This window comes from Rhizobium subbaraonis, from assembly GCF_900220975.1.
In the GTDB taxonomy this organism is placed as follows: domain Bacteria; phylum Pseudomonadota; class Alphaproteobacteria; order Rhizobiales; family Rhizobiaceae; genus Mycoplana; species Mycoplana subbaraonis.
In genome coordinates, this window is the sequence record NZ_OBQD01000004.1 from 85,534 (window position 1) to 105,299 (window position 19,766).

The 19,766-nt window shown below is 62.1% G+C and carries 15 protein-coding genes; 7 read left to right on the top strand and 8 right to left on the bottom strand.

Translation table 11 applies throughout. The features are described from left to right. Positions 1-5 precede the first annotated feature (5 nt). Together lptE and leuS are read right to left on the bottom strand one after the other, a co-directional pair. Complete coding sequence (lptE, locus tag CRO48_RS06965; RefSeq protein WP_097137673.1) at positions 6-530, bottom strand: LPS assembly lipoprotein LptE; 525 nt, start codon at positions 528-530, stop codon at positions 6-8. Next, positions 517-3,147, bottom strand: coding sequence for a leucine--tRNA ligase (gene leuS, locus CRO48_RS06970; protein WP_097137675.1), 2,631 nt, complete (start codon positions 3,145-3,147; stop codon positions 517-519). The genes lptE and leuS overlap by 14 nt, the downstream gene beginning before the upstream one ends. A gap of 184 nt (positions 3,148-3,331) precedes the next feature. Here leuS and CRO48_RS06975 point away from each other — a divergent pair, with 184 nt between their 5' ends. Together CRO48_RS06975 and CRO48_RS06980 are read left to right on the top strand one after the other, a co-directional pair. Next, a complete protein-coding gene (locus CRO48_RS06975) occupies positions 3,332-3,991 on the top strand; it encodes a YggS family pyridoxal phosphate-dependent enzyme (protein ID WP_097137677.1) in 660 nt (219 codons plus the stop codon). A 184-nt stretch (positions 3,992-4,175) separates the two neighbouring features. Continuing rightward, entirely contained in the window at positions 4,176-6,083 is a 1,908-nt protein-coding gene (locus CRO48_RS06980) for a propionyl-CoA synthetase (RefSeq protein WP_097137680.1), read from the top strand. An 85-nt stretch (positions 6,084-6,168) separates the two neighbouring features. On the opposite strand, the gene CRO48_RS06985 is transcribed toward CRO48_RS06980, so the two are convergent. After that, on the bottom strand, positions 6,169-6,876 hold the full coding sequence (locus CRO48_RS06985) for a DUF1013 domain-containing protein (protein ID WP_097137681.1): 708 nt from the start codon (positions 6,874-6,876) through the stop codon (positions 6,169-6,171). A 221-nt stretch (positions 6,877-7,097) separates the two neighbouring features. Between CRO48_RS06985 and acs the strand changes: the two genes are divergently transcribed. Beyond that, complete coding sequence (gene acs / locus CRO48_RS06990) at positions 7,098-9,053, top strand: acetate--CoA ligase (RefSeq protein ID WP_097137683.1); 1,956 nt, start codon at positions 7,098-7,100, stop codon at positions 9,051-9,053. A 53-nt stretch (positions 9,054-9,106) separates the two neighbouring features. Here the strand turns inward: acs and CRO48_RS06995 are convergent, their stop codons facing one another. Together CRO48_RS06995 and CRO48_RS07000 are read right to left on the bottom strand one after the other, a co-directional pair. After that, on the bottom strand, positions 9,107-9,604 hold the full coding sequence (locus tag CRO48_RS06995; RefSeq protein WP_097137685.1) for a thermonuclease family protein: 498 nt from the start codon (positions 9,602-9,604) through the stop codon (positions 9,107-9,109). A 48-nt stretch (positions 9,605-9,652) separates the two neighbouring features. Further along, positions 9,653-9,853, bottom strand: a complete 201-nt coding sequence (locus CRO48_RS07000) for a DUF1674 domain-containing protein (RefSeq protein ID WP_176526688.1) — start codon at positions 9,851-9,853, stop codon at positions 9,653-9,655. A gap of 131 nt (positions 9,854-9,984) precedes the next feature. On the opposite strand from CRO48_RS07000, the gene htpX reads away from it, so the two are divergent. From htpX to purH, 4 genes are all read left to right on the top strand, one after another. Further along, a complete protein-coding gene (gene htpX, locus CRO48_RS07005; RefSeq protein ID WP_097137689.1) occupies positions 9,985-11,007 on the top strand; it encodes a zinc metalloprotease HtpX in 1,023 nt (340 codons plus the stop codon). Beyond that, the gene (locus CRO48_RS07010) at positions 11,004-12,398 is read left to right on the top strand and encodes an RsmB/NOP family class I SAM-dependent RNA methyltransferase (RefSeq protein ID WP_407071898.1); all 1,395 of its coding nucleotides are present in this window, start codon (positions 11,004-11,006) and stop codon (positions 12,396-12,398) included. Before htpX ends, CRO48_RS07010 begins: the two co-directional genes overlap by 4 nt. 163 nt (positions 12,399-12,561) lie before the next feature. Continuing rightward, the gene (locus CRO48_RS07015; RefSeq protein WP_097137693.1) at positions 12,562-14,247 is read left to right on the top strand and encodes a heparinase II/III family protein; all 1,686 of its coding nucleotides are present in this window, start codon (positions 12,562-12,564) and stop codon (positions 14,245-14,247) included. Between the two features lie 117 nt (positions 14,248-14,364). Continuing rightward, positions 14,365-15,975 carry a bifunctional phosphoribosylaminoimidazolecarboxamide formyltransferase/IMP cyclohydrolase gene (gene purH / locus CRO48_RS07020; RefSeq protein ID WP_097137695.1) on the top strand — a complete coding sequence of 537 codons (1,611 nt, stop codon included), beginning with the start codon at positions 14,365-14,367 and terminating at the stop codon, positions 15,973-15,975. A 210-nt stretch (positions 15,976-16,185) separates the two neighbouring features. Here purH and CRO48_RS07025 read toward each other — a convergent pair whose 3' ends face one another. The 3 genes from CRO48_RS07025 to CRO48_RS07035 all read right to left on the bottom strand — a co-directional run bounded on the left by CRO48_RS07025 (position 16,186) and on the right by CRO48_RS07035 (position 19,453). Further along, positions 16,186-16,383, bottom strand: coding sequence for a hypothetical protein (locus CRO48_RS07025; protein WP_097137696.1), 198 nt, complete (start codon positions 16,381-16,383; stop codon positions 16,186-16,188). Between the two features lie 232 nt (positions 16,384-16,615). Continuing rightward, complete coding sequence (locus CRO48_RS07030; protein WP_097137698.1) at positions 16,616-16,963, bottom strand: hypothetical protein; 348 nt, start codon at positions 16,961-16,963, stop codon at positions 16,616-16,618. Positions 16,964-17,011: 48 nt separating this feature from the next. Continuing rightward, positions 17,012-19,453, bottom strand: coding sequence for an arylsulfatase (locus tag CRO48_RS07035; RefSeq protein WP_097137700.1), 2,442 nt, complete (start codon positions 19,451-19,453; stop codon positions 17,012-17,014). Positions 19,454-19,766: the final 313 nt, after the last annotated feature.

Consider the following 19,766-nt stretch of genomic DNA (forward strand, 5'->3'; position numbering starts at 1 on the left):
GCCGGCTATCGGACGGCCAGTGCTGCGGCCACATCCGCCTTTACAAGCTCGGCCATCTCACGCGCGGCACGATTCTCCGCGTCACGGATGGCGCGCAGTTTCGCAAATTCCTGCACGGGGAAATCGACGAGCGAAACGACCTGACGACGGCCCGAACGGATCGTTTCGCCGGATTCGACGCGGGTCAGGTTATAGTCCGCGGTGACTACCAGACGGCCGGCACGCGCAACGTCGTCGGACTGCGACAACAGGACGCCGAAATCGCGTGAACTGACGTTAAGCTCCAGGTGATACGCCGGATTGGCAGGTTCGCCCGCACCGCCGGCGAGAAGGAAAATCAACTCGTTGCGAACCCGCTGCTCGACGCGGTCTTCGGCCTCCGAGATGGAGACGGAAGCTGTACCTGCGGCGGTATTCGATCCGGTCGAATAAAGCGGCTTTACCTGACAACCACTGGCAAAAGCGAGTGCGACGAGGCCGAACGCCGAAGCGAAGAGCCTCCTCCTGCGCGATCCCTCAGACAACAACATTCACGATCCTCTGCGGAACCACAATGATCTTCTTCGGTGTCTTGCCGCCTAGTGCGGCCTGGACCGATTCAAGAGCCAGAACAGCCGATTCGACGGTCATCTGATCCGCATCGCGGGCAATTGTCAAATCGTCGCGCTTCTTGCCGTTGATCTGGACCGGCAGGGTAATTTCGTTCTCGGCGACCAAGGCCTCGTCATAAGCCGGCCAGGGGTTGCGAGCGACGAGATCGCCGGCACCGAGCTCCTTCCAGCACTCTTCGGCGAGGTGCGGCATCATCGGTGCGATGATCGCGATGAGGATCTCGACGCCTTCGCGGAGTGCGGAGGCGAGCTCGCCGGCGGCTTTGCCTTCAGCGGCCGCGGCGAGCGGTCCGGCCAGTGCGTTGACGTATTCGTAGATCCGGGCCACGGCCTTGTTGAAGGCAAGCTTGTCGTAATCCGCCTGAACCGCCTTCAGGGTCTTGTGGGCGATACGCGAGAGCGCCAGGGCCTCACCGTCTCGACCGGGGGCGGGTGATACCGCGGCAAGTGCGCCGGCAGCCTCGGAGACGAGACGCCATATGCGCTGGACAAAGCGATGTGCGCCTTCCACGCCGGCTTCAGACCAGATCACGTCGCGATCCGGCGGCGAATCCGAGAGCACGAAGAACCGGGCTGTATCGGCGCCATAGGAGGCAATGATATCGTCCGGATCGACCACGTTCTTCTTCGACTTCGACATTTTCTCAATCGAGCCGATGGTGACCTCTTCGCCGGATTCGATGTGCAGGGCGCGACGCTTGCCATCGAATTCCTCGATACGGATATCCGCCGGGGTCACCCATTCGCGCTTGGCGCCGGTCCCGCGACTGTAGGTCTCGTGCACGACCATTCCCTGGGTGAAGAGCCCCTTGAAGGGCTCCTTGACATCCAGGTGGCCAGCCACCTGCATGGCTCGGGTGAAGAAGCGCGAGTAGAGCAGGTGCAGAATCGCGTGTTCGATACCGCCGATATACTGGTCGACCGGCAGCCAGGCATCGGCTGCTGCCGGATCGGTCGGACGGCTCTCCCAGGGCGCGGTGAAGCGTGCAAAGTACCAGGACGAATCGACGAAGGTGTCCATCGTATCCGTTTCGCGGCGCGCTTCCTTGCCGCAGTGCGGGCATGCCACGTGCCGCCAGGTCGGATGGCGGTCGAGCGGATTGCCCGGGCTGTCGAAGGTGACGTCGTCCGGCAGCTTCACCGGAAGATCCTGCTTCGGCACCGGAACGACGCCGCAATCTTCGCAATGGATGATCGGGATCGGGCAGCCCCAGTAGCGCTGGCGGGAAATGCCCCAGTCGCGCAGACGGAAGTTGACCTTGCGCTCGCCCTGCGGCGCATTGCCGACAGAAGCGGCGGCCAGCCGGTTCGCGACCGTCTCGAAGGCAGCGTCGGTGGACAGTCCGTCGAGGAACCGCGAATTGATCATCACGCCGTCGCCGACATAGGCCTCGCCGCCGATAGCAAAGCTTGCCGCATCGCCCCCTTCCGGCATCACGACCGGTACAACCGGCAAACCGTATTTACGCGCGAAATCGAGATCGCGCTGGTCGCCCGACGGGCAGCCGAATATGGCGCCGGTACCGTAGTCCATCAGCACGAAGTTGGCGACGTAGACCGGCAATTCCCAGCCGGCGTCGAACGGGTGGCGAACCCTGATGCCGGTGTCGATGCCCTTCTTCTCCGCCGTTTCAAGCGCGGCAAGGGAGGTGCCGGCGCGCCGGGTTTCCTCGCAGAAGGCGGCGATCTCGGCATTGCGTGCGGCCGCATCCCGCGCCAGCGGGTGGTCGGCGGATATCGCAATGAAGGATGCGCCGAACAGCGTGTCCGGCCGCGTCGTGTAGACCGTCACCTCGCTGTCGTCGGTCATGCCGGCGCGATCGCTGATCTCCCAGCGGATCATGAGGCCTTCGGAGCGGCCGATCCAGTTCTTCTGCATCAGCCGGACTTTCTCCGGCCACTGGTCGAGACCGTCGAGCGCTTCGAGCAGGTCCTCGGAAAAATCGGTGATCTTGAAGAACCACTGGGTCAGCTCGCGCTGTTCCACCAGAGCGCCGGAGCGCCAGCCGCGCCCGTCGATAACCTGCTCGTTGGCCAGCACGGTGTTGTCGACCGGATCCCAGTTGACCTTGGACTGCTTGCGATACACCAGCCCTTTCTCGAGCAGATCGAGGAACAGATGCTGCTGGTGCTGGTAGTATTCGACGTCGCAGGTGGCGAACTCGCGCGACCAGTCGAGCGAAAGGCCCATCGCTTTCAGCTGCGCCTTCATCGAGGCGATGTTCTGATAGGTCCATGCGGCAGGGTGCACGCCACGTTCCATCGCGGCGTTTTCGGCCGGCATCCCAAAGGCGTCCCAGCCCATCGGGTGCAGCACGTTGAAGCCACGGGCGCGCTTGTAGCGGGCAACGACATCGCCCATCGCGTAGTTCCGCACGTGGCCCATGTGAATGCGCCCGGATGGATAGGGGAACATTTCAAGGACATAGTACTTGTCGCGCGGATCGTCGTTCCTCGTCAGGAAGACGTTCTCTTCGTTCCATTTTGCCTGCCAGCGGGGCTCGGCATCGCGCGGGTTGTAACGTTCGGTGGCCATGTCGTCGAATTTCCGGAAATTGGGGGGCGAAGCCCTTACGAGTATGTGGCGTGACCTTCACCATGAAACCGCAGTAGCGTCAAGTTTTGACGGCGGTGTGAGGACCGGGGCGGACCGTGCGATCTTGGCAAGCAGGTCTGATTTCGGTACGTGCGGTCGGAAGATCAAGGAGTGGAGGCAAGGAATGGAACTGGAACAACGCCTGAACGAGGTTCGCGCCCGAATCCGCAAGGCCTCCGTGAATGCGGGTCGGGACGCTGACGCCGTGACGCTGGTCGCAGTCTCCAAGACCTTCGATGCCGATGCTATCCGGCCGGCCATAGCGGCGGGCCAGCGGGTCTTCGGCGAAAACCGTGTTCAGGAAGCGCAGGGCAAGTGGCCGGCCTTGCGTGAGGAAACGCCGGGGCTGGCGTTGCATCTGATCGGACCGCTGCAGTCGAACAAGACGGCAGAGGCCGTGGCGCTTTTCGACGTGATCGAAACGATCGATCGCGAGAAGATCGCACGGGCGGTCGCCGCTGAAATGCAACGGCAATCCCGCCAGCCGCGCCTCTACGTTCAGGTCAACACCGGCCTGGAGCCGCAAAAGGCCGGCATCGCGCCGGATGATGTCACCGCTTTTGTCGCCTTTTGCCGCGAGGAACTCGGGCTTTCGATTGAAGGGCTGATGTGCATTCCGCCCGTGGACGAGAATCCCGGTCCCCATTTTGCGCTGCTGGCCAAGCTTACCAAGGAGGCGGGCGTTGAACGCCTGTCGATGGGCATGTCCGGCGACTACGAGACTGCCGTTGCCTTTGGCGCTTCCAGCGTGCGTGTCGGCTCTGCGATTTTCGGTACCCGCTGAGTGCGGGTCTGGTCGCACCACCGTCCCGCATTCCTCGAGCCCAATTCTGCGCTGCTTTTTGCAAGTTTGAGCGGCGGGGCCGATTTCTAGCCCAATGGTCTTACTTCCCTGCCCGCAGGGAGTTTTCTATCCTTTCGTCCGGAGGGGCCGTCACGGCGGCCGTGCAAGTTCGGGAGGAGATGTCATGGCGAGCAGCTATGCAAAGACCTATGCCGGCTGGAAAGCCGATCCGGAAGGCTTCTGGAGCGATGCTGCCGGCGCGATCGACTGGTTCAAGACACCGACCAGGACGTTCGACGGCGAGGACGGGGTCTATGGCAGGTGGTTTCCGGACGGAGAGACGAACACCTGTTTCAACTGCATCGACCGGCATGTCGCGGCAGGCCGCGGCGAACAGGCCGCCTTGATCTATGACAGCCCGGTGACCGGGCAGAAGCGGTCCTACACCTATCGCGAGGTGTTGACGCAGGTGGAGGCGGTCGCAGCCGTTCTTCTTGGGCTCGGCGTGGATCGAGGCGACCGGGTCATCATCTACATGCCGATGGTGCCCGAGGCGGTGTTCGCCATGCTCTCCTGCGCGCGCATTGGTGCTGTCCATTCCGTCGTCTTCGGCGGCTTTGCGGCAAACGAGCTGGCGACGCGCATTGATGACTGCCGGGCGAAGGTCATAATCTCAGCGAGTTGCGGTATCGAACCCGGTCGTATCGTCGCCTACAAACCGCTGCTCGACGCAGCCATCGAGCTGGCGGGACACAAGCCGGCGCATTGCCTCGTCCTGCAGCGGCCGGAACTGTCCGCGGCCATGAATGATGGGCGGGACATCGATTTTGCCGATGCAGTGGCGGGGGCGCTCTCTGAAGGTGTGCCTGTGCCGTGCGTGTCCGTGGGTGCGACGGACCCGCTCTACATCCTCTACACGTCCGGAACGACCGGGCAACCGAAGGGCGTATTGCGCGACAATGGCGGCCATATGGTCGCCCTGGCGTGGAGCATGCAGCATTTTTACGGGGTCCGGCCGGGCGAAGTCTTCTGGGCGGCGTCCGACATCGGCTGGGTGGTCGGGCATTCCTATATCGTCTACGGGCCTCTCCTGAATGGCAGCACCAGCGTTCTCTACGAAGGCAAGCCCGTCGGTACGCCTGACGCCGGTGCCTACTGGCGGGTGATTCAGGAACATCGGGTCCGGGTGCTCTTTACCGCGCCGACGGCTTTCAGGGCCATCCGCAAGGAGGATTCGTCGGGAAGCCTGATCGCGGGATACGATCTTTCCTCCCTGCGCGCGCTGTTTCTCGCAGGCGAGCGCGCCGATCCCGATACCCTGCAATGGGCCGAGAAGGTGCTGCATGTGCCTGTGATCGATCACTGGTGGCAGACGGAAACGGGCTGGCCGATGGCCGGCAATCCGCTGGGACTGGGTTTGCTTCCGGTGAAGCATGGTTCTCCGACCGTTCCCCTCCCCGGCTACGAGATCCATGTACTGGACGATGCGGGGCATGCCGTCGAGGCGGGCGCGCTCGGCAATATCGCGGTGAAACTGCCCCTGCCCCCCGGTTGCCTGCCTTCGTTCTGGAACGCCGACGAACGTTTTCGCTCGGCCTGCCTTGCGGAGTTCCCCGGCTACTACAAGACGGCCGATGCCGGTTTCCTTGACGAGGACGGCTATCTCTTCATCATGTCGCGCACAGACGACATCATCAATGTTGCCGGGCATCGCCTGTCGACCGGAGCAATGGAGGAGGTCTGTGCAAGCCATCCCGACGTTGCCGAATGCGCCGTCATCGGGATCGCCGACGCCGTCAAGGGCCAGGTGCCTGCGGGCTTCCTGGTGCTCAACAGCGGTGTTTCACGTGAATCATCGATGATTGAAAAGGAAGTGGTGGCGCTCGTGCGCGACAGGATCGGCCCTGTCGCCGCCTTCAAGCTGGCGATCTGCGTGAAGCGTCTTCCGAAGACGCGCTCGGGAAAGATACTGCGTGGCACGATGCAGAAGATCGCCGACGGACAGGAATGGAAAATGCCCGCGACCATCGACGACCCTGCGATCCTGGACGAGATCACAAGCGTGCTGACCGAACGGCATCTGCCCGTCTGAGCTTGCGGCCGCATCCAAGCGGGCACTAAAAAACCCGGCCAAACTGATCGGCCGGGTTCTGTTTCATGCTCGATACAGTGTCGTATCAAAAGTGCTGATTGTCGTCCTCGTCTTCGTCGCGATTGGACTTCAGCGATTTCAGTTTTGCGAAGACGGCGTCCGCATCGATTTCCTTTTCCTCTTCGCGCTCGTTATCGCCGAAGGGAAGCTTCTCGGTTTCGCGGGCCGATTCAAGGGTAGCGCCGAGCTCGGCGGCTGTCGGCAGCGGACGTCCCTTCGAGGCGCGTTCGACTTCAAGGTCGAGATCGATCTGCGAGCACAGGCCGAGCGTGACCGGATCCATCGGCGCGAGGTTGGCCGAGTTCCAGTGGGTCCGCTCACGGATCTGTTCGATGGTCGATTTGGTCGTGCCGACGAGCCGTGAGATCTGCGCGTCCTTCAGCTCGGGATGATTGCGCACGAGCCAGAGAATGGCGTTCGGCCGATCCTGCCGCTTGGACACGGGGGTATAGCGGGGGCCTTTGCGCTTGGATTCCGGCACGCGAACCTTCGGCTCGGAAAGCTTCAGCTTATGGTTCGGATTGGCCTCGGCGCGGGCGATCTCATCACGGGACAGCTGACCCGTTGCGATCGGATCGAGACCCTTGATGCCCTGCGCGGACTCCCCGTCGGCAATCGCCTTGACTTCGAGGGGGTGCAGCTTGCAGAACTGGGCGATCTGGTCGAACGACAGCGCCGTGTTGTCGACAAGCCAGACGGCCGTCGCCTTTGGCATAAGCAGTTGTTGGGCCATGGATGCAATCCTTCTGTCCGTCCGCGCCGGTCGCGGGCCGTGGGGATAAACCACTGATTTCCGGGAATGGCGCACTCTATAACGCCACTGTAGCAGAAATGCAATTCTTCAAGCGACAAATGACCTTTGTCTAATTGCTCGAAGGCTTTGACCTGTTATGAATGGCGATGACGTCGAGACCGGAGGAGCTCGGTCCGAGTATTTGCATGAGGAGGAATTGTATGTCTGCCAAGACCTATCCGGTCCTGAAGTCCGCCAAGAGCCGCGCCCTGATCGACAATGATACCTATCAGAAGTGGTATCGCGAAAGCATCGAGAATCCGGAGCGCTTCTGGGACAAGCACGGCATGCGGATCGACTGGTTCAAGCCTTATACCAAGGTCAAGAACACCTCGTTCACCGGCAAGGTGTCGATCAAGTGGTTCGAAGACGGCGTCACCAATGTCTCCTATAATTGCATCGACCGACACCTGAAGACGCATGGGAACCAGGTGGCCATCATCTGGGAAGGCGACAACCCCTATATCGACAAGAAGATCACCTATAACGAGCTTTACGAGCACGTTTGCCGCATGGCGAACGTGATGAAGAAGCACGGGGTCAAGAAGGGCGACCGCGTCACCATCTACATGCCGATGATCCCCGAAGCGACCTATGCGATGCTTGCTTGCGCGCGCATCGGCGCGATCCATTCTGTGGTCTTCGGCGGCTTCTCGCCGGATGCGCTTGCCGGCCGTATCGTCGATTGCGAATCGACCTTCGTGATTACCTGCGATGAGGGCGTGCGCGGCGGCAAGCCGATCCCGCTGAAGGAAAACACCGACGTCGCGATCGATATCGCCGCCAAGCAGTTCGTCATCGTCAACAAGGTGCTGGTGGTGCGCCGCACCGGCGGCAAGACCGGCTGGGCGCCGGGCCGCGACCTCTGGTACCATCAGGAGATCGCGACCGTGCCGCGCGATTGTCCTCCGGCGCGGATGAAGGCGGAGGATCCGCTGTTCATCCTCTATACCTCCGGCTCGACCGGCAAGCCGAAGGGCGTGCTGCATACGACGGGCGGTTATCTCGTCTACGCATCGATGACGCACAAATACGTGTTCGATTATCAGGACGGTGACATCTACTGGTGCACCGCCGACGTCGGCTGGGTTACCGGGCATTCCTATATCGTCTATGGCCCGCTTGCGAACCGGGCGACGACGCTGATGTTCGAGGGTGTTCCGAATTTCCCCGATGCCGGCCGTTTCTGGGAAGTGGTCGACAAGCACAAGGTCAACATCTTCTACACCGCGCCAACGGCGATCCGCGCGCTGATGGGGGCAGGCGACGCGTTCGTGAAGCGTTCGTCGCGCTCCTCGCTGCGCCTTCTGGGTTCGGTTGGCGAGCCGATCAACCCCGAAGCCTGGGAATGGTACTATAACACGGTCGGCGAGGGCCGGTGCCCGATCGTCGATACCTGGTGGCAGACCGAGACGGGCGGCATCCTGATCAGCCCCCTCCCCGGCGCGACCGACCTGAAGCCGGGCTCGGCCACCCGTCCCTTCTTCGGCGTAAGTCCGCAGTTGGTGGACAATGAGGGCGCGGTCCTGGAAGGCGCGGCCGACGGCAATCTCTGCATCACCGACAGCTGGCCCGGCCAGATGCGAACCGTCTATGGCGACCATAACCGCTTCGTTCAGACGTACTTCTCCACCTACAAGGGCAAGTATTTCACCGGTGACGGCTGCCGGCGCGACGAAGACGGCTACTACTGGATCACCGGGCGTGTCGACGATGTGCTGAACGTGTCCGGCCACCGGCTCGGAACGGCCGAGGTCGAATCGGCTCTGGTGTCGCACCATCTGGTCTCGGAGGCCGCGGTCGTCGGCTACCCCCATAGTCTCAAGGGCCAGGGCATCTACTGCTATGTATCGTTGATGGCGGGTCAGGAAGGCAACGACTCGCTGCGGCAGGACCTCGTAAAGCATGTGCGCAAGGAGATTGGACCGATCGCGACGCCTGACAAGATCCAGTTCGCGCCCGGTCTGCCGAAGACCCGCTCGGGCAAGATCATGCGGCGGATCCTGCGCAAGATCGCCGAAGACGATTTCGGGGCGCTGGGCGATACGTCGACGCTGGCAGATCCGACGGTCGTCGATGATCTGATCGCCAATCGCCAAAACAAAGCTGCCGGCTAAATAATTAGCCTCACGGTCTGTCCGGGGCGTGGTCCCGGGCAGGTCGTTTGCTTTCACATTGATGATGCGGCCGGTCTCAAATGAGTGCGACTGTCGCAGCGTCGACGCTCCGAACCGTCATATGGCGCCGCAAGTCCGGCGGCGACGAGTTCTTGAGCCGGATTCACGCCATCGGAAAGCCGCACATCGGCGACGACGCGGCCGAAATACTTGTCACCCGCGATGTTTGTGAGGATGACGGGCGCGCCGTCGCCTATCAGTTGGCCGAGCCGCAGCCTCGCGGCACGCGCAGCTTCGCGTACAGCCGGACACCTGGCGCGCAGTTCCGGTGCGTCGACGCCGCGGAGGCGGACCAGGACTTCGATCGAGTGCTGCGGCCATGGGTGTGCGGCGACCAGAAGCGTATCTCCGTCCACCACCTGCAGAAGATCTGCCCTCACCGGTCCTTCGATGAAATGCTTGTCGCGCGCTTGGCAGGGGCTCGCGATTGCAATGATGATGCACGCGATGATGGATTCTTTGCGGTGGATGCGCGTGCGGAATAGTGCCATACAAGGAATATATTCCGCATAATGTGCGACCGCAATAGGAATTTAAGCTTAAAAATCGATTGCACGACCGTTTATTTCCCAGTCGCCGAAGCGTGCCGGATCAAGGCCGCCGCGTCCGCCGATCTCGGGCGGGAGATCGGGCGACCGGGCGGTGGCAGCGCGGCGTTCCTCCGCTTCCTTCAGGGCGCGAATTGCGGCCGGGGAAAGGACGCGGCCAGCACCGCTGACATTATCGTTATCGCCTTGCATCGCATCGTCCTCAGAGAGCCGTATTGAAGAAAGGGGCATTGTTCCCCATGATATAGGTGCAATTCGAACAGGGGCAAAGCTTTGATTCACGTGAAACATTGCTGGACCCCAGCTGATCTCGGAGACGTATCATGAATCTCGTCCGCACAGCGATGCTACTGGCTTTTCTGACGGCTCTTTTCATGGCTGTCGGCTTCCTGATCGGCGGCAAGAGCGGCATGATGATCGCGCTTGTCATTGCCGCGGCGACGAACCTGTTCTCCTATTGGAACGCGGACAAGATGGTCCTGTCGATGTACGGGGCCAAGGAGGTAGACGAGCGCAGCGCGCCGGAATATTACGGCATGGTGCGCGATCTGGCCGCGCGCGCCGGTCTGCCGATGCCGCGCGTCTACGTGATCAACAGCGACCAGCCCAACGCCTTCGCCACCGGCCGCAATCCGCAGAACGCCGCGGTAGCCGCTTCGACCGGCCTTTTGCATAGTCTGAACTACGAGGAAGTGGCCGGCGTCATGGCGCATGAGCTCGCCCATGTGCAAAATCGCGATACGCTGACCATGACGATCACGGCTACCATTGCCGGTGCGATTTCGATGCTGGCAAATTTTGCGATTTTCTTCGGCGGGAATCGCGAGAACAACAACAATCCGCTCGGCTTCGTCGGTATGCTGATTGCCATGATCGTGGCGCCCTTCGCCGCGATGCTGGTGCAGATGGCGATCAGCCGCACCCGTGAATATTCGGCCGACAGACGCGGCGCCGAGATCTGCGGCAACCCGCTCTGGCTCTCGTCTGCCCTGCGCAAGATCGCCGTTGCGGCCGGCCGAATTCCCAACGACGAGGCGGAGCACAACCCTGCCACGGCACACATGTTCATCATCAATCCGCTGTCGGGCGCTCGGATGGATAACCTTTTTTCCACCCATCCGGATACTGGCAACCGGATTGCCGCTCTCGAGGCGATGGCAATGGAAATGCGCCAGACAGACATGGCGCGCTCCGGCGGCGGTCCGACCGGTGCGTGGGGTACCGACGGAAGTGAGGCCTCGACGCGACAGCCCGGGGCTGCTAAGCCCGAACGCAAATCGCGTTCCGTCCCGACGACCGGCTGGGGACGCGGTGGTTCGGAGCCACCCAAAGGTCCCTGGTCTTGACAATCAACAGAACAAAAAAAGAAACGCATCCGAAACGACATTCCGGAGCCAGGTCCGATGGCCGCGAGGACACCGAGAAGCTCGGCATCAAGCCGCGGCTAGTCGCAAGCAGGCTTTTGGCAGCGGTGGTCGATCGCCAGACCTCGCTCGACGGCATGCTCGATGCGGAAAATGGCAATCCGGGCTATCGGGCGCTGAACGATGCCGACCGGGCACTGACGCGGGCCATTCTCAACACCTCGCTTCGTCATCTGCCGCGCATTCAGGCGATCATCGATTCCTTGGTCGAAACACCGCTTCCCGAGGGTGCGCGATCCCTTTACCATCTACTGACGGTGGCGGCAGCACAGATCCTCTACCTGGACGTGCCGGATCATTCCGCCGTCGATATTGCCGTGGAGCAGGCGCGCTCCGACCCGCGCAGTCGACGCTTCGCCGGGCTCGTCAACGCCGTGCTGCGTCGGCTGGCGCGCGAGAAGGTTCCGCACCTCACCGCAACCCATGTGATACCGGTTATCCCGTCCTGGTTCTACGAGCGGCTGGAGCAGGTCTACGGCCGCGACCATGCCTTCCGGATTGCCGAATCCCTGCTTGCACCGGCCGCAATCGATCTGACCGTCAAATCGGCGCCCGATGCGTGGGCCGAAAAACTCGGTGGCGCGGTCCTGCCGACGGGATCGGTCCGCCTGACAGCCTTTTCGGGAAAGGTGCCGGATCTCGAAGGCTTTTCCGCCGGGGAATGGTGGGTGCAGGATGCCGCAGCCGCCATTCCGGCCAAACTCTTTCCCTCGCTTGCCGGCGAGGCGGTGGCAGATCTGTGTGCCGCTCCCGGGGGCAAGACGGCACAACTGGCGCTGGCCGGTGCAAGGGTAACCGCGCTCGACCAGTCGAAGAGCCGTCTCAAGCGTCTCGAGAGCAATCTCACCCGGTTGGGGCTTTCGGCGAAGACGGCGGAGACGAACCTCTTGGACTTTCGGCCGGACGAACTGTTCGATGCCGTGCTGCTGGACGCCCCCTGCTCGTCGACGGGGACCATTCGCCGCCATCCGGACGTTCTGTGGACCAAGGGACCGGCCGATATCGAAAAGCTCGCGCTTTTGCAGGAGCGTCTGCTCCGTCACGCCACGACGCTGGTCAAACCGGGCGGCCACCTCGTTTTTTCCAATTGCTCGCTCGACCCGCGTGAGGGCGAGGAAGTAACGGCCCGCGTGCTCGCCGATCATCCCGATTGGTCGAGAGTGCCGATCGATCCGGCCCGGTGGCCCGGTCTGGAGGAAGCCGTTTCGCCGCTTGGCGAATTCCGCACGACGCCGGCCATGCTGCCGGGCGGAGAGGCGGTGGCCGGGGGGCTCGACGGCTTTTATGCGGTGCTGCTTCAACGGAAGGCGTGAGACCTTTCCGGCGCCGCTGGCCCGAGATCGCCCCAGAAATGCCGGGCAAGGGGAGAAACGTCCCTTCAGCGCGCTGTTTTCATCAACAATCCATCGTTGATCGGCGAATTGACGCAGCGATAGCCTGCGCCTACCAATGAATCGATGAAAGAGTTTGTTAACGATGCGGTTTTCTGACCGGCAACGGCTGGCCTATCTCTATGGACACGAGACGTGGAGACGGTTTTCGCGGCGGCTTGCCGTGGGGCGCGTTTCGGCGCTGCGTTTTGCCGGCCGCACGCCGGAGAGACTGGTGGTCGCACCGACGGATCTGCGACCGGCCGATCCGTTCACGGCAGAGGAAATCATAGCCGGCCGGTTTCCGCTGGCAGGGCGCATGCTCGATTGCGAGGGCGAGTCACCCTTCGCGCTGGAACTTCCGTCGGAAGAGTTTGCAAGCAGGCTTCATTGTTTCGCCTGGCTGCGTCATATGCGGGTGGCGGAGAAGGATGCAGCGTCCTTCGTCGTTCGCCGCATCATCGATGACTGGATTCAAACACACGGTCGCGTCATTGCGGGTATCGCCTGGCGACCGGAGGTGATCGCCCAGCGGATCATCGCCTGGCTGTCCCATTCTCCCGTCGTGCTGCGCGAGGCCGACTACTCCTTCTATCGGCGCTTTCTCAAGAGCCTGGCGTTCCAGGTGCGCTATCTGCGCCACATCGCCGATACGACGCGGGATGGCGAACCGCGGCTTAAGGTGCGCATTGCGCTTGCAATGGCGTCGATCGCCATGCCCAATGCCGCTTCGGCAATACGCCGGGCATCGCGGCATCTCGACCGCGAGCTTGATCACCAGATCCTGCCCGATGGCGGGCATGTCTCGCGCAATCCGCGCGTCGGGCTCGATCTGCTTTTCGACCTGTTGCCGCTGCGCCAGACTTATGTGAATCTCGGCCACGATGTACCCCAGCGGCTTATTCCCTGCATCGACCGGATTTTTCCGGCGCTTCGCTTCTTCCGCCATCAGGGCGGCGAGCTTGCCCTCTTCAACGGCGCCACCTACACGCTCGCCAACGAACTTCTTTCCGTGCTGCGCTACGACGAGACCTCAGGGGCGCCGTTTCGCGGGTTGCCGCAGACCGGATACGAGCGGATCGAAGCGGGCGAAACGACGATCATCGTCGACACCGGAAAACCGCACGCTGTCGCACTTTCGACCACGGCAACGGCTGGGTGCCTTTCGCTGGAAATGTCATCCGGTCGCAACCGATACTTCGTCAATTCCGGCTGCCCGCGCTTTGCAGGCGAAGCGATGCGGCAGTTGTCACGCGCAACGGCCGCGCAAACGGTCGCAGTCCTCAACGACACCTCGTCGGCGCGCATCTCTGATTCCGGCTATCTGGGCCCGGTCATCTTCGGCGGCGTATCGAATGTCGAGGTCGCGCGTTACGAGAAGACCGATGGCGCGGACGGGCTCGTAGCGACGCATGATGGATATCTGGCAAACTTCGGCCTGCTCTACGAGCGAGATCTTTACGTCAACGCCGCCGGCACCGATGTCCGGGGACGCGAGCGCTTCATGAAGCCCGGCGGTGGCGCGCCGGATGGTGGCGGCAACGTTGCGGTCGTGCGCTTTCACATCCATCCCGCTATCCGCATCGTGCCGGTCGATCGAAACGAAGTACGCCTGGTGGGCAATGACGGCGAAAGCTGGCGGTTTTCTTGCCTCGATGTTGCGGTAGCGGAGGAGGAGGACGTCTTCTTCGCCGATCCCTCCGGTGTACGTGCCGCGAGACAACTCACGCTTGCCATGCCGCTCGGCACCGTTCCCGAAATTCAGTGGTTCATGCGGCGCGAACGGCGTTGACGGCGGCGGCCAAGGGGAAATTGCTGGTTTCCTCGCTTAGGCTCGTGTGTTAACGGGGCGGCATGTTTTCGCCGGCGGCTCGCTCGGGCGCCGGCCCTATCCTCCCGGAGATACCCCATGGCCGTCGCATCCAAGAAAATACCCGCTCCCGATCGCGTCGAGGTGAAGACCGCGCTTCTTTCGGTGTCCGACAAGAGCGGGATCGTCGATCTCGCCCGCGCCCTTTCGGCGAAGGGCGTGCGGCTTCTTTCCACAGGCGGCACGCACAAGGCTCTGAGCGATGCGGGGCTTGCCGTGACAGACGTGTCCGAGATTACCGGCTTTCCCGAAATCATGGACGGTCGCGTCAAGACGCTGCACCCGAACGTCCATGGCGGTCTGCTCGCCATTCGCGATGATGCCGAGCATGTGGCGGCGATGCAGGCGCACGGGATCGGCGGCATCGATCTTGCGGTCATCAACCTCTATCCTTTCGAGGAAGTCCGCGCGAAGGGCGGCGACTATCCGACGACGGTCGAGAACATCGACATCGGCGGCCCGGCGATGATCCGCGCATCGGCGAAAAACCACGCCTATGTGACGATCGTCACCGATCCGGCCGATTATCCGGCACTCGTCGAAGAGCTTGCGGACGGGGCGACATCCTATGCGTTCCGGCAGCGGCTTGCCGCCAAGGCTTTCGCCCGCACCGCTGCCTATGACACGGCGATATCGAACTGGTTTGCGGAGGCGCTCGACATCGTCACCCCAGCCTACCGCACAGTCGGCGGGGTCCTGAAGGAAGAGATGCGCTACGGCGAGAACCCGCACCAGAAGGCGGCGTTCTACGTGACCGGCGAGAACAGACCGGGTGTCGCCACGGCGACGTTGCTGCAGGGCAAGCAGCTGTCCTATAACAACATCAACGACACGGATGCCGCCTTCGAGCTGGTTGCCGAATTCCTGCCGCAGAACGGTCCGGCCTGTGCGATCATCAAGCATGCAAACCCCTGCGGTGTTGCCACTGCGCCGAGCCTGAAGGAGGCTTACCAGCGCGCGCTGGCCTGCGATCCGGTCTCGGCCTTCGGTGGCATCATCGCGCTGAACAGCGCCCTCGACGCGGCCACGGCGGAGGAGATCGTCAAGCTCTTCACCGAGGTCATCATCGCCCCGGCGGCGGACGATGGCGCGCGCGCCGTCATTGCCGCCAAGCCAAACCTGCGCCTGCTCGTCACCGGCGGCCTGCCTGACCCGCGCACGCCCGGCATCTCGGCAAAGACCGTTTCCGGCGGCCTGCTTGTCCAGAACCGGGACAACGGCATGGTCGAGGACCTGGAGCTGAAAGTGGTGACGAAGCGTGCTCCGAGTGCGCAGGAGCTCGAGGACATGAAGTTTGCCTTCAAGGTGGCCAAGCACGTGAAGTCGAACGCAGTCGTCTACGCAAAGGATGGCCAGACGGCCGGCATCGGCGCGGGCCAGATGAGCCGGGTCGATTCGGCCCGCATCGCTGCGCTGAAGGCGGAGGAGGCCGCAAAGGCGATGGGGCTGTCAGAACCGCTGACGCGCGGCGCGGCGGTCGCATCGGAAGCCTTCCTGCCCTTCGCCGACGGCCTGCTTTCGGCGATCGCCGCCGGCGCCACCGCGGTGATCCAGCCCGGCGGCTCGATGCGCGATGCCGAGGTGATCGCCGCCGCTGACGAAGCCGGCGTCGCCATGGTCTTCACGGGCATGCGCCACTTCCGCCACTGAGTGTGGCCTTCTGATAATGGCTTTCTGGAGGAGGCCGGCGGTCTGCGCCAGAAGGCCCTGACTGTTGAGACCCCTCGCCGCTCGACGCGGCTGAGGGGGGCACTCGGCCGAGGAAGGGTGGCTGGACACGGGTCGCCCCGTCGCCGCAGTTACAATAGCAAAATGCGCTCAAGCGCATTGGCATAACTGCGCACTTGGCGCGGTTTGCGACTATACGCGGCCAATCGCGCCGGGCTGCACGCTTCGATCCCGCCCATAGTCGCGGCCGTAGGAAATCTGCCCACGGCCGGTCTTTGGCAGGCGTTTCAGTTCGTGTTCGGCAAGCTGGAACGTCCCGTCGGCAAAAGTGCCGGTGTCGGCGGTTTCCGGTCGGTCGAAGCGCAAAACACTCAGCAGATTTGAAAGCATATCGTTCCTCCAGGTCAGCGCAGAAACGGCGATTCGCCGCGTCTGTTCCATGCCTACGACGAAAATTCAAAACGGATCGTTAACCATGATCGGCGGCGTTGCGTTGGCTGCAGTCACGATCGGCCGAAATCAGATCATTGAAGCGAGCGCCTACGGAGCGCTCTTCGAGCTGTTGCATCGGCTCGAAAATTGGGCGGCTGCTCGATAGCTGGTACGATTCAAAAGATCCGAACTAGGATACTTCAATTTTAATGCGACCGCGCCAGAGCAAGATTGATAGCAACAAGTGAAGTCCGACGGCAGGCCACAGAAGGATACCCGTAAAGCCGCCCCAAAGCCCGACATAGGCCAGATAGACTGTGACCGCGGCACTGTAGATCAGCATGCCGGGGAGCCCCGAGTTCCTCCAGCAGGCAATGCCCAGCGCGATCAGTGCAATCCCCGCCACCCGCGCCGTCGGGACGCCGGCGCCTGTCAGCGGTTCGCCGAGCAAAATCTCCCCTACGAACGAAGGCATTGCCACCAGCGCAAAACCCGTTGCCATTTCCCCGAAGGCAGCCAGATCAAGCACGCGTATCATCGCTACCCACCTCCGCCAACCGGTTCTCTGCCGAGCGTTCCTTTGATGCTAAGGCGTTGTGTTTGTTTCAGGTCTTAAATCAAACCTGAGCTCGTCGATCTGGCCCGTGAAGCGGAAGGGAGCATCGTAGCGATATTCCAGCAGTGCCACACCCGTGCGGGTGTCGAGGCCGACGTCGAACGTTTCATCCTCCGGGAAGGTCACCGGAATGCCATGCTCGAGGGTGTTCCTGGCGACCTCCTTGCCATCGACCGACAAGACGCCCGTGCCACCCGATCCAAGGCCCTTGCCGTCCGATTTGAAGTCGAAGACGATCGTGTGCTTTCCGGGTTCGAGTTCCTGCCCCTCCCACATCGTTCGCTTCAGGTCGAGGAAGTTGTAAAGGAACACGACTTTCCCCCGGCCGACGCCGAAATCGCCCTTGCTGAGGAAGAGACCATAGCCGCCGAAGCGCCCGCCATGGGTAACGATCATACCTTCCGCGCCGCCTTCGGGTATTTGGACCTCGGCCGTGATGGTGTAGGACCTGTTCAAGGTGCTGGGGGCGGCACTGGCAGGTATGCCACTCAATTCGCCTGAATAGGCGAACTCTGTCCGGCCAGCGGTCAAACTCGGCCGCGGCGTGTTCCAGCGGGCCAGCGTCGAGTTGTCGAGCGGCAACACATTGTACTTCTTCGCTTCCGCATAGAAGAGGTCCTGCATCGCCTTGAGCTTGTCCGGCATCTTGGCGGCGAGGTCGTCAAACTGCGTCGGGTCCTCGTCGACGTTGTAAAGCTCCCAATTGTAGCCGGTGATCACGTCGGGAGGCGTCTTGGTGCTGAGTTCCCAAGGAAGTGTCGCGGGTGTCGTGGCGGCCACCCAGCCGTCGTGGTAGATCGCGCGGTTTCCCAGCATTTCAAAGTATTGGGTCTTGTGGCTGGTCGGGGCGGCCGCACTCGCCTTGTTCCAAGTGTACGCCATGCTGACACCTTCGATCGGCTCCTGCTTGATGCCGTTGATCATCTCCGGTTGCGGGATGCCCGCGGCTTCCAGGATCGTCGGCACGATGTCGATGAAGTGGTGGAACTGACGGCGGATGCCACCTTCGTCATCGATGTGACCCGGCCAGGACATGACCATGCCCTGCGCCGTACCGCCGAAGTGCGACGGCACCTGCTTCACCCACTTGAAAGGTGCGTCCATCGCCCAGGCCCAGCCGGCGGCATAGTGGGGGAATGTCCGCTCCGACCCCCAGAACGGATACCAGAGGAGCTGGTCATTCACCGGGACGGGGACACCGTTGAAGGTGGTGAACTCGTTCGGTGTTCCGTCGAGCATGCCCTCGGCGCTCGCCCCGTTGTCTCCGCCGATGTAGATAATCAGGGTGTTGTCGAGTTCTCCGAGGTCTTCCACCGCCTGGATGACTCGTCCGATCTCGTTGTCGGCATAAGCAAGGTAGGCGCCATAGATATCCGCCTGCCTGATGAACAGCTTTTTCTCCTCCAAGCTCAGCGAATCCCATTGCGGCAGTTCGTCGGGCCAGGGCGTCAGCTTGGCATTTTGCGGCATGATTCCGAGCCGCTTCTGGTTTTCGAAGATCTTCTCGCGAACCTTGTTCCAGCCCTCGTCAAAGAGATGCATGTCGCTGACCTTCTTGATCCACTCCGGAGTGGGATGATGCGGCGCATGGGTGGCGCCGGGCACGTAGTAGACCAGCCAGGGCTTGTCGGGGGCGATTTCCTTCAGTTGCTTGATGTAGCCGATTGCCTCGTCGGCCATGGCCGTCTCCAGATTCCACCCGGGATTGCCTTCGAAGGGATAGATGGCGGTCGTATTGCGGAACAGGTTCGGCTGCCATTGGCTGGCATCGCCGCCAACGAAGCCATAGAAGTAGTCGAAGCCCATGCCCGTCGGCCATTGGTTGAATGGCCCGGCCTGGCTCGATTGATAGGATGGGGTGTTGTGGTTCTTGCCGAACCACGACGTGGCGTAGCCGTTCTCCTTCAGGATCGTGCCGATCGTTCCCTTCTCGATCGGGATAATCGAATTGTAGCCGGGATAGCCGGTCGCAATCTCACCGACGACGCCGTAACCGACAGAATGATGGTTTCGTCCAGTGATCAGCGCCGCACGGGACGGCGAGCAAAGCGACGTCGAATGGAAATTCGTGAAGCGCAGCCCTTCCTTTGCGATCCTGTCCATCGCCGGGGTGGGAATGACGCCGCCGAAGGTGCTCGGTGCACCGAACCCCTGGTCGTCGGTCATGATCAGCAGTACGTTGGGAGCGCCGGTGGGGGGTACCACACGCGGAGCCCACCAGGGCTTCGATTCGGAAGCCTTTTCTTTGATCACACCACCAAAGGGCGGATCGGGCGACGGCAACTGTTTTCCGGTGATTGTTGTCGTTGCGCCAGGTGCGCCGGGCGTTCCTGTGACCTGCTGGGCCAACGCAGATGTAAGTCCAATCGCGAGGAAAGCGGCACCCGCAAGCATGCTCTGGCCGACCGTCATGGCGAATTCCCCCTGCCCCGCGGATATGACAACCAAAGATATTAGAAGTGATTAATATACATCAGCCACGGGGTGCGTGAAAGCCTTTGCTGGACCTCCTCCGAAAGCAATTCGTGTTGATTGCCACTGAGCACTGAACAGTCTGTGACCAGGTAGTTGATAGGCCCCGATCCTGGGCTTCCGTCGTCGACGGACCTGGGCCTGCCTGCGACCTGTGAGCTTCTGAACGTGGACGATCCATCGGCGAAAACGCTCGACCGACACTCAGAGCGAGCGCAGGCCCGCATAAGCCAGCCAAATGGGCGAAGCGTTA